We start from the raw sequence: 10,088 nt of genomic DNA, 5'->3' as shown, positions 1-10,088 counted from the left end.
CTCATACCCCCGAACACCGACATCACCAAGTCGTGGGCCTCGGAGTCCGGATCGACGGCACCACCGACCTCAGGTACCCATAATTGCAGTCCATAGTGGGTCAGGACCGGGAACGTCAGGTGTCGGTGAGACCGGGGCGATGGGTCGGGGGTATTCCCGACGCCGCGGCGTTGCGGGCCGCCGGGCACGAGGTCCAGGTCGCCAGGGGATCGGTGCCGTGGTTGGTCATCTCTTCGCGGTTCCAGCCTGCCCCGACGCCGAACAGGAATCGGCCTCCGCTGAGCAGGTCGACGGTGGCAACTTGTTTGGCGGTGTGAATGACGTCGCGCTGGATCAGCAGGGTGATACCGGCGCCCAGAACTAGACGTTCAGTGACTGCCGCGACGGCGCCGAGCGCGACGAAGGGGTCGAGCGCGCGATAGAACATTCTCGGTAGTTCGCCTCCGCCGGGGTAGACAGAGCGGCCGCCCGCGGGGATGTGGGAATGTTCGGCAGAGGAACAGGGCGTCGAATCCTCGTTCTTCTAGCGCCACGCCGAGGCCCGCAGCGGTGATTCCCTCATCGGTGACGAATGTGTTCACTCCTATTTTCATCGTCGTGCTACATCCATATCTTGTGACCCGAAAGTGTGCGTGTTCACGGAGACTGAAGGTTTCTCACTGGGAACCGAACCGAGTTCGCGCTGTGGCGCGACGAAGTGCGTCGGGTTCTGTCCTGTCTCGTTGAGGCTGAGGCAGTCTCGTTGATCTGAGGTATCTGGCGAATTGGCCTCATCTGTGTGAGACGGATGGTCGGAGTCCGGCAGTGCCTCTGTCTATCGGCCCCTTGCATAGACGCGCATTTGTTCGGCCACCCGTTCGAGCTCGGCCATAGATGCAGCAGAGGCGCTGTTGAGCCCGCTGTGCGCGGCGGTCGAGCTCCGCAAGAAGCGCCGCAGTACGACAGCGAGCAGCCCTTCGGGCAGGGTCTGTAACGCAACGAACCCGCGGGGGACCGGCGGCGTCGGCATGGCGGCCAAGTGCTGTCGTATGAGGCGGATCATGCCGCGGACCGCGTCCGGGTCATCGGCCAGCGCTACCGGGCCGCCCGCCGCGTGCACCGCTTGCTCGAGTGGCACCGCGAAAGCGGCGTGGGTCTTGAGCCAGGCATCCATCCGCGGCTCGGCCTTGGCGTTGATCCCGGCGGTACCGAGCGCCCGCACGATCCGTTCCAATCGCGGCGTGGTCCGGCCGCCGGGTTCGCCGATCGGCATCGGGAGCAGGCGGGTCATGAGATCGGTCGCGCGGTAGCGGACCACGTCGCCGTCCATCGTGCCGCCGGTCGGGGGAAAGCCGAGCAGCACCCGCTCGTTTCCGATCACCGCGCCCAGCGGCTGCGCGCCGGCCGCCGCAGTCCTCGGAGATCGGCCTCCGCCTGGGCCCGAGCAGCGGGCGAAGCCTTTCGCTGTCATCAGTTTCGCGATGGCTGGTGTGTTGTTCCTGCTCACGCCATTCCTGCAGATCGTGCAGGGCAGCGATGCGCAGGGCACCGGGCTGCGATTGCTGCCGTGATCGCTGCGATGCTGGCCGGTGCGGCACTCGGTGAGACGTTCGGTGCGAAAATCGGGGTGAAGTGCGTGATTCCGGCCAGTATGACGATCGGCGCCTGCGGTCTGCTCGTGCTCGCGCAGGCGCACGTGGGCAGTGGATATGGCATCGTGGCGCTCGGATTGGCTCTGTTCGGCGTGGGTCTGGGGCTGGGTCTGCCTCTCGCGGCGGATACGGTGCTGAGCACCCTCTCCGAACATCAGGCCGGGATGGGAAATGCCTTGTCTCGCACCCTGCAGAGCATCGGAGTTGTACTGGGCACCGCGGTGCTGGGCAGCGTCCTCAACGATGAGTACCGATCCAGGCTCGGCGACGCCCTCGTCGGGTTGCCCAACGACGCCGGAGCAGCAGTCACGGACAACATTGCCGGAGCACATGCCGTGGCCGACACCCTGCCCGCCAGGCTCGGCACGGCGCTCATGCACGCCGCCGACCACGCCTACGCACACGGCATGACCCAGACGGTCTTCACCTGCCTCGGCGTGCTGATCATCGGCGCGATCCTCACACTGCTGTTTCTGCCCCGCCGAAGCGCAACGCCAGTAGAAGCCGGTCTTCCGGGACACGATTGACCCGGCCGAACCGGCCCCGGCATCGTCGATCCACGACGGTTGCCGGGGCACTGGCCCGGGCACTCCGGGCTGCGACCACCGTCGGTACATGCCAGGCCCTTGGCTACCCTTCCCGCCGCACCGCCCCTTCCTTCCGCCATCCGGAAACGGTTCGGGCACTGGCTCGCCGCGGGGCGGCGGCGTGGAAGGTCCGCGCCTGCACCTGCCCGGCCTCACCGCTCAAACCCAGTGCCCGCAGCCGACTCCGCAGCTCCCCCACCGCACGGGCGGTGAAGGTCACCGACAGCACCTGGTCGGCGCGCACATGCCCGGCCGAGACCAGGTGCGCGATGCGATGGGTGATGGTGCGCGTTTTACCGGCGCCGGCGCCCGCCAGCACGCAGACCGGTCCCCGGGGTGCGCGCACGGCCGCGGCCTGCTCGGCATCGAGTTCGTCGAGCCGGAGCTGGGCCTGGGTGGTCGCGGCAGTCACGCGGTCCATCATGACAGTGCCCTCCGACAGGTCGGGCGGCCCTCGGCGTGGCGGTATGGAAACCGGGCACGGGCCGGGCGGTTAGTGTGCGGGCGTGGTCAATGAGACTCCTGGGACAGGCGGAAGCGAGCCGGCGGATGCGGGCAACGGGACGCCCGAGCGGCACGCGAGCTGGATGGAATTGTTCTTCGACCTGGTCGCGGTGGCGGGCATCGGTCAGCTGACACACCTGCTGCACCGGGGTCCATCACTGGGCGATCTGGGTCTGTATGTGGTTCTGTACCTGGCGTTCTGGATGGTGTGGGCGTGTATCACGCTGTACGGCAACATTGCTCGCGACCAGGCCAGGGTGGCCCTGATGCTGGCGGCCATGCTGAGCCTGGGCCTGATGGCGGCGGCCGTGCCCGGCATTCCCGAGCGGCACGCCACCACGTTCGCGGCGGTCTATGTGCTGGTGCGGCTGGGCGCCGAACATCTGTGGGGCCGCGGCAAGTTCGTGGTCGACTGGCCGACGGTACAGCTCACCGTCGGCGTGTATCCGTGGATCGTGTCGCTGTGGGTGGGCGAGCCCGGCAAGTTCTGGCTGTGGGCACTGGGCCTGGCGCTGGACCTGTATGTGATGTTCGCGATCTCCGGCGACAAGATGCTGGCCGAGGCGCGCAAGAACCTGCGGGCCCGGTTGAAGCGGATAGAGCGGAGTCCGCGTTTCGATCCCGATCGGGTGCCGGTGATCGAGGCGGTGCACGCGGATCCGGCCCATCTCGGTGAACGACTCGGTCTGTACGTGATCATCGTGCTCGGCGAGGGCGTCATCGCGATCATCGCGGCGCTGGGCGGTGTGCGGTGGAACGCGGGGGTACTCGGACTGGCCTTCGCGTCCTTCGTCAGCCTGGCCGGGCTCTGGGCGCTGACGCTGCTGTACGGCTTCATCCCGCGGCTGATGACCGACACGGTGGCCGCGGCGAACGAACCGTGGCAGCGCATCATGCTCACCCACTGCGGCGTCACGGGTGGGATAGCCGCCCTCGCCGCGGGTCTTGGCCTGGCCCTGGATCATCCGCACGGCCATCTCGCGACCGGGGTGGGCTGGGCGCTGTGCGGCGGCGCCGCAACCTATTTCATCGTGGTGGGTGTGAGTGGTGTCCGCAGTGCGGCGGGATGGCGCTGGGCGCTGGCCTGGCCGGTGCCCTGTTCGATTCTGGCTCTGGCGCTGGGCGCGTTCGCGTCCCATCTCGGTGCGCTGCCGGTGGTGTGCGGCGTGGCCGTCCTGGTGCTGTGGCCGCTGCTCTGGGAGAGCGGCCTGCTCAGTCGGGCTCGCGGTCGCGGAGTCGACGCAGTGCCGCGGTGAAGCGGGGGGTGCGGTCGCCGAGGGGGGCGAAGAAGGCACGGTCGCAGGTTTCGACGGCGCCGATGGCCCGATTGACCAGGGCCGCACCGGATTCGGTGGCAACGAAGGATTTGGCGCGGCGGTCGGTCGGGTGATCGCGCCGTTCCAGCAGACCCTTCTGTTCCAGGGTGCGCAGCACGTGGGAGGTCATCATGGGGTCGGTGGCGGCATGGTCGGCGAGGTCGCGCTGGGTGACGGGATCGCCGCCCGACCGGCTGGTGAGCCAGGTGCGCAGGTCGTCGATGGGGACCTGGCGGGCCGCGCGATCGTATTCGACCGCGCGCCGCCAGGGGCGGAAGCAGCCGCCCTGTTCCTCGACCTGCCAGGCCGGGCCATCGGCGACGGTGCCGATGGCGGTGAAGGATTTGATCGGTTCGCCCTCGCGCATGCCGGTGCGGGGCGAGTAGTAGACCAGTCCGTCCCCGGCCTTCATGCGTCTCCAATACGAACGTCACCTTGACGTTTCTGAACTATCCAGCCGGTGACAGCTCCCCGTTCGATTTTCGGCGTGCAGCGCGCCTGTGGCGAGCAAGGTGAGCACATCCTCGGCGTCGGTTCGGGTGCAGGCGCGGGTGCCGATGAAGCGCCAGCAATTCCCCGAGCGGCGGGTGAGCAGAACCGTCTCGTTGATTTGTTCGGGCGCCGCAATCAGCGTGGCCGCGCTGGCAATGCGGGTTCCCCACTCCGAGTTGGACGCACTCAAGACCGCTGTCCGCAATGCCGCGGCCGACATCTCAACGACGGCTCACTTTGGTCGATGCCTGAGCCGCTGCGCGGAAAGCCTGTGCTTTCTGCACAGGCGGTGGACCACCTCTGCGACAGTGTCGTATTCGGCGAACATTCCCGCATCGGCGCAAAGATGAGTCACCGAGCGCCGGTACACGACCCTGGGTTCGGGGTCGTTGAACATGTGCATTGCGCCGTCGGTGAGCGAGTGAGCCGATACCGAAAGCCCGGCATTCTGGGGCACGGGGTGGAACCGAGGCCGATTGCACGCATACGAGGGAACGTGAGAACCAAAGCGAGACGGGCCACTCCGGCAGACAGCGATCTAGACCCCGGATTCTTCGATGCCGACGCCCAGCAGTCCGTGGCCTGGCTCGCATGGAGCGACCCGGCTGCGATCGATGCCCGCATCGAGCGGTTGTTCACTGAGACGCTGCCCCGGCTGGAAGCGGTACGGGGCACCGAGGGCGGCCCATCGCTCGATGACCGATTCAGCGCCGCCGCGTTCGACTGGATCACTTCCCTGATCGATGTCGCTGCACGTGGCGAGGATGGACGGTACGCGCCCGAAAACGATTATCTCGCGGACCAATTCATCACCTATATCGGCGAGTGGATGGTGCGACGCGTCGAGGGTGTCTGGTTCAACTCTCCTGGGAACGGTGCACCGATCTTCGACCAGTACGGTCCAGCGGTTGGCTACCGATGGTCGCAGGAGTCGACGAACGACCTTCTGGCGTTGCTGTTCATGATGGCCGTGAACAGCGACGACAGCCCGTATGCGTACTTCGTGGACCTTCTGTGCGAGCGCGGACTGGGGTTCGCGGAGGATCGGGGCAGGCCAGATCTGAAAGCGGAGATCTTGGCGTGATCGCGCTCGGGCGTGAATCCGGAGGTCCAGCCCGACCCAGCAGTGGGTGGCTTTCAGGGGGACCGCAGATCCTCGATAAACGCAAGCGCGACCGACTGCCGACCGGACGGAGACCTCAGTAGACCAGTTCGAGCTAGCTCCCACACGCCGAAATCGGCATGAGCGCGCACTCGCGGCGCGCGTCGCGGACCGGTCGGTCTGGCCAATCACGCGAGAGCGGAGATCAAAAACGGTCGGCCCGTTGATCTTCGGGGCCGACCGCCTAGCCGATACGAACCGCGCGCCACGCGGCATTTCAGGGCATTGCTGGTGTGCGGGATAGGGTTCGGCGAGTCGCGCGGAATGCCAACGCGCCGTTCGCAGGTCGCGGGGGCGGCCCCGCGGACTAGACTTTGCCGCGTGTCACGCTATCGCTCGATCCTTCGTGCCGGAATCGCATGAAGGCCGTCGTGTACGACCGCTACGGCGGCCCAGAGGTGCTGTCGATCGCGGAGGTCCCAGTGCCTTCCCCGGGGCCGAAGCAGGTGCTCGTCCAGGTGCACGCGACGTCGATCAACCTCTCCGACTGGGAGACACTGTTGGGGACGCCGCTGTATTCGCGCATCGGCGGGCTCCGGGCACCGAGACGCCCGGTTCTCGGATCCGATATCGCCGGGCGGGTCGAAGCCGTCGGGCCCGAGGTCACTCTGTTCGCGCCGGGTGACGAGGTCTACGGCGACAATCTCATGCTCAAAGGCGGGTTCGCGGAATATGCCGTAGTTCCTGAATCGGCGCTGGCCCACAAACCGGCGTCGCTGAGTTTTGCCGAGGCGTCAACCCTGCCGCAGGCGGGGGCGATCGCACTACAAGGCACGGCCGGCATCGCGACCGGTATGTCGGTGTTGATCAACGGAGCGGGCGGCGGTTCCGGAGCGTTCGCGATCCAGTTGGCCAAGAGTGCCGGGGCGCATGTGACCGGGGTGGACAACGCCGCCAAACTGGCGTTCATGCGCACGCTCGGCGCCGACGAGGTCAAAGACTATCGCGCCGAGGACTTCACCCGGACCGGACCGTACGACCGGGTACTCGACCTCGTTGCCCACCGGTCGGTCTTCGCCTATCGCAGATCGGTCGCGCGGGGCGGCCGGTACCGCTGCGTCGGCGGCACCACTCGCGCGTTGCTGCGGATGACGACAGTCGGCGTGGTCACCGGAATAGTGACCGGCCGCAGCCTCGGGGTCCTCGCGGTGAAGGAGGGGCCCGCGCACTTCACACCCCTCGCGGACTCGTGTGTCGCGGGACGGATCGGTATCCACATCGACCGCAGATTCTCCCTCGACGAGACCGCGAACGCGCTGGACCACGTCGGTGCGGGACGCGCCCTCGGCAAAGTGGTGGTCGAGATCCGCTAATCGGCATTTCCGCATGTTCCGGATGGCAGCATCGGTGTCGCTTCGTGACCTGGTACCGCTCTCCTCCAATGAGTGAGGCTGCCGCGCCTCAGTTCCGTGGGCCTGCCGCACCGATCGTCGGAGAAGCATCGACCCGTTGTCTTCGTGGGTCTCGTGACTTCGAGTGAGATAGATTTTCTGACTGGAGCGGTGGGGTTTCCGCTTGCCAGTTGGACCAGGAGGGGTCAGCGTGTTGGAACCGATCAAACGGGCAGCGGCCGCTCTGAGTCGGCGCTCGAGGGGCACGGCGAGAGGGACCGCGGCCACTTCTGGTGAGGCCGATCCCGTCTCGCTGATGGAAGAGCTTCTGCCACTGCAGGAGCAATGCCTCGGCCACGACCACCCGGACACCAACGAGACGCGTGATCGTCTCGCCGACGCTTATCATCGGGCAGGGCGGGGGGATGACGAAGTTCCGCTTTTGAAGCAGCTTCTGGCGTACCGGGAGCGGGTCCTCGGTCACGATCACCACGACACCAACGCCGTACACAATCGACTCGGCGGTACCTATATGTCGCTGAGTCGATGGGACGACGCCATTCCGCACTTCGAACAACTTCTCGCGTATCGCGAGAAAATGTTCGGACCCCAGGTGTATTCCGTCGTTGGCGCTCGCCGCGTGCTTGGCGTGGCGTGCTACCGGGCGTGCCGATATGCCGAGGCCGTCGCGTTGTTCGAACGGAACCTGACGTGCGTCGAGGGAAGCGGCGCCGACACCTACGAAGATCGCTGCAATCTCGCTGCCGCCTATGAGGCTGCGGGTCGCTGGGATCAGGCGATCCCGTTGTATGAAGAGCTCCTGACTTACCGGGAACAGCTTGTCGGGCACAATGATCCCTTCGCACAGCGCGCCCGCGACGACCTCGTTCGCGTGTACCGGTCGGCGAGCCGACCCGACGAGGCTGCCGCCTTGTCCGAAGCAGGACCGCGCCGACCGCCCTCGTCGACACAGGAGTGACGGCATCTCGAACTTGCACGGGCGGTGCGGCACGTCGAGACTTTCACTTGAATTTGTCGATCACCGACGCTGTGGACGCACTCGAGATCAGCCTGTCTCCGCTGAATCCGGCACTCGGCATCAGCTTGTCGGTCCGCGATGTCCACTACCTCGCCATTCATCGAATGCCACGCTCCGACATCTCATTGCTCGACTTCACAGCTCAGACGCTGCTTCCGTCCGCACCATGGCCACCAGAACTCCCAACCCAGTTCATCACCCCCGATCCCGCACCACCTCTGTTGTGGCTACACGGTGTCGGCGCGGCAACCTTCGACGTCGTCGCAGCGAAAGTGGTTGTGCTCGCACAAGCTGACTAAGAACGTCGTCCCATCGCCATCGGCTCTCCCGCGCAGGGAACCGCAGGATCAACCGAGTCCTGCACACCATGGCGACAAGTCCAGCTGAGTAATCCCAGCGCGGGGCGCACCTATTACGACGGCCGGTCCTTCGGACAAGCCACAACCCGGACCTATCACCAAACAGACCAACCCCGACCTGCGGACCATGTCTTGACACGAGAGGGGAGCCATGAGCGGACGTCCGGAACCCGAGTTGGCTTGCCCCTTAGGGCCATCGGAGGTCTTATGTCGTACCGCGGCGGCGTATTTCATCCTCGAACACATTGTGGATCTCGCGGGCGATCAGGAAACCCTCGGTGAGCGGGATTTCGTGGCCGGACCGTTCGGCGATGACGTGACGTCCGCGTGGTGATCGCGCAGCGCGGTGCGCGTGCGCGGCGTTGGTTTCGGCGCGCAACGTGGCATAGATGCCATTGCCGCCGAGTCCGCCGGAGATCGCGGTGATCGGGATGGACCCTAGGTCGGGCGGAGCGGTCCGCCAAGTGGCGAGCTCGTCGAAGTAGGTGCGGGACTGTTGCCGCCGCGTGCGGATCACGCTGGGGGTGAATCCTTCTCGCTTCAGCTCGCGGCGCACGTCGGTCGGCAGGTCGCGCCATTGCCAGCGAAACACCAACGTAAGCAGGCGAAGCCGGGCGAGGACCCCGGCTGCACCGGCAAAGATGCGCTCGGTTCGGCGCAAGCGCGGGTCGAAAATCACCTCGGCGGCTTCGTCGGTAGCGTCGACCAGCACGATGCCCGTGATCCGTTGCGGCTTGCGCGCGGCCGCGAGCCTCACGATGGGACCGCCTGTGCCGTGGCCGACGAGAATGAACGGTCCTGGCCCGAAATGGTCGAGTACTTCGTTCAGGTCCTCGGCCATGCGATCGAGGGAGCGGTCGGCCGGGTCGGGTGCGCTGCGGCCGAGACCGGAGCGGTCATACACAATCGCCCGCATGAGCGCCGCGACGATAGGTTGCACCCGGGCCCAGGACACTCGGTTACCTGTTGCGTCTGCCTCGAATACGACAGTCGGGCCTGATGTTCCGGCGACGTAGGTTGGCCCAGGCAACACCTTCGCATGTAGCCGCCGCCCGTCCCGTGTTGTAACCCACTCCGAGATGCCCTGCGTATGTCGTTCGGTATCGGTCATCGTGTGTCACTCCCTCACGCCCATCGAATGATCGTCGCACGCATTGCGGACTTGTTATTGTCCTTCGCGTGCGTGGTGCCGCGACTCAGGTTAATCCGCTGTCCTAGAGGGGTTTTCGGAGTAGGCCGCCCGGCTGACCGCAGGTCGGCCCGCCCGAAACCCGACCCGAGCACACCCCAGCCCGCAGTCAAGGTCCTGGGCTAGGGATATCGGCCAGCTCCCGCTCATCGGCATAGGATGTCATGAGCCGCAGTGGATCTCATCCGCTGACCGCGCGCTCCGCGGCATGTCAGTGCGTTCCGAACGCTGGTTGCGGTCGGGGTGATCAAGAGAAGATTTGCCCATGGACTACGTCATCGATCTGAACCACGCCGCTGCCGAGATCGTCTCGCGTCTGCCTGCCTGGACCGCAGCTGGGTTACTCCCCGGCCCCATCACCTGGCGGGACGAGGCCGCGTCTTACCACTCACCGCGGCGCGGCGTCGCGACGTCGACCGCCGCAGCCAGCGGGTCCGCAAAGCCCTCGCCGACATGCACAACGACGGATCCGACATCA

10 protein-coding genes and 3 pseudogenes are annotated in these 10,088 nt (G+C 66.2%); 6 read left to right on the top strand and 7 right to left on the bottom strand.

Annotated elements, in window-relative coordinates:
- The 3 genes and pseudogenes from ABZW16_RS41235 to ABZW16_RS41225 all read right to left on the bottom strand — a co-directional run.
- Positions 1-119: pseudogene (locus ABZW16_RS41235) on the bottom strand (serine recombinase); the annotation flags it as partial.
- Positions 120-205: 86 nt separating this feature from the next.
- Positions 206-593 (bottom strand): annotated as a pseudogene (locus ABZW16_RS41230) (LLM class flavin-dependent oxidoreductase); the annotation flags it as partial.
- Positions 594-814: 221 nt separating this feature from the next.
- On the bottom strand, positions 815-1,360 hold the full coding sequence (locus ABZW16_RS41225) for a hypothetical protein (RefSeq protein WP_354961593.1): 546 nt from the start codon (positions 1,358-1,360) through the stop codon (positions 815-817).
- Between the two features lie 186 nt (positions 1,361-1,546).
- Between ABZW16_RS41225 and ABZW16_RS41220 the strand changes: the two genes are divergently transcribed.
- Positions 1,547-2,158, top strand: coding sequence for a hypothetical protein (locus tag ABZW16_RS41220; RefSeq protein WP_354961592.1), 612 nt, complete (start codon positions 1,547-1,549; stop codon positions 2,156-2,158).
- A gap of 166 nt (positions 2,159-2,324) precedes the next feature.
- Here ABZW16_RS41220 and ABZW16_RS41215 read toward each other — a convergent pair.
- Positions 2,325-2,642, bottom strand: a pseudogene (locus ABZW16_RS41215) (UvrD-helicase domain-containing protein); the annotation flags it as partial.
- 82 nt (positions 2,643-2,724) lie between these two features.
- On the opposite strand from ABZW16_RS41215, the gene ABZW16_RS41210 reads away from it, so the two are divergent.
- Complete coding sequence (locus ABZW16_RS41210; protein ID WP_354961591.1) at positions 2,725-3,978, top strand: low temperature requirement protein A; 1,254 nt, start codon at positions 2,725-2,727, stop codon at positions 3,976-3,978.
- Here ABZW16_RS41210 and ABZW16_RS41205 read toward each other — a convergent pair.
- A complete protein-coding gene (locus tag ABZW16_RS41205) occupies positions 3,935-4,450 on the bottom strand; it encodes a MarR family transcriptional regulator (RefSeq protein WP_354961590.1) in 516 nt (171 codons plus the stop codon). The genes ABZW16_RS41210 and ABZW16_RS41205 overlap by 44 nt on opposite strands.
- Before the next feature lie 18 nt (positions 4,451-4,468).
- Positions 4,469-4,720, bottom strand: coding sequence for a hypothetical protein (locus tag ABZW16_RS41200; protein ID WP_354961589.1), 252 nt, complete (start codon positions 4,718-4,720; stop codon positions 4,469-4,471).
- Positions 4,721-5,026: 306 nt separating this feature from the next.
- Here ABZW16_RS41200 and ABZW16_RS41195 point away from each other — a divergent pair, with 306 nt between their 5' ends.
- From ABZW16_RS41195 to ABZW16_RS41180, 4 genes are all read left to right on the top strand, one after another.
- The gene (locus tag ABZW16_RS41195; protein ID WP_354961588.1) at positions 5,027-5,614 is read left to right on the top strand and encodes a hypothetical protein; all 588 of its coding nucleotides are present in this window, start codon (positions 5,027-5,029) and stop codon (positions 5,612-5,614) included.
- A gap of 437 nt (positions 5,615-6,051) precedes the next feature.
- Positions 6,052-7,005: an NAD(P)-dependent alcohol dehydrogenase gene (locus tag ABZW16_RS41190; protein ID WP_354961587.1), complete on the top strand. Its 954-nt coding sequence runs from the start codon at positions 6,052-6,054 to the stop codon at positions 7,003-7,005.
- Between the two features lie 334 nt (positions 7,006-7,339).
- Positions 7,340-8,002: a tetratricopeptide repeat protein gene (locus ABZW16_RS41185; RefSeq protein WP_354961586.1), complete on the top strand. Its 663-nt coding sequence runs from the start codon at positions 7,340-7,342 to the stop codon at positions 8,000-8,002.
- Positions 8,003-8,049: 47 nt separating this feature from the next.
- Positions 8,050-8,361: a hypothetical protein gene (locus ABZW16_RS41180; protein ID WP_354961585.1), complete on the top strand. Its 312-nt coding sequence runs from the start codon at positions 8,050-8,052 to the stop codon at positions 8,359-8,361.
- A 265-nt stretch (positions 8,362-8,626) separates the two neighbouring features.
- Here ABZW16_RS41180 and ABZW16_RS41175 read toward each other — a convergent pair whose 3' ends face one another.
- Complete coding sequence (locus ABZW16_RS41175; RefSeq protein WP_354961584.1) at positions 8,627-9,532, bottom strand: alpha/beta fold hydrolase; 906 nt, start codon at positions 9,530-9,532, stop codon at positions 8,627-8,629.
- Between the last annotated feature and the right edge of the window lie 556 nt (positions 9,533-10,088).

The sequence above is a fragment of the Nocardia sp. NPDC004604 genome (assembly GCF_040609795.1).
In the GTDB taxonomy this organism is placed as follows: domain Bacteria; phylum Actinomycetota; class Actinomycetes; order Mycobacteriales; family Mycobacteriaceae; genus Nocardia.
Note: the sequence above shows the minus strand (reverse complement) of the source record. Positions and strands in the feature narration are given on the sequence as shown.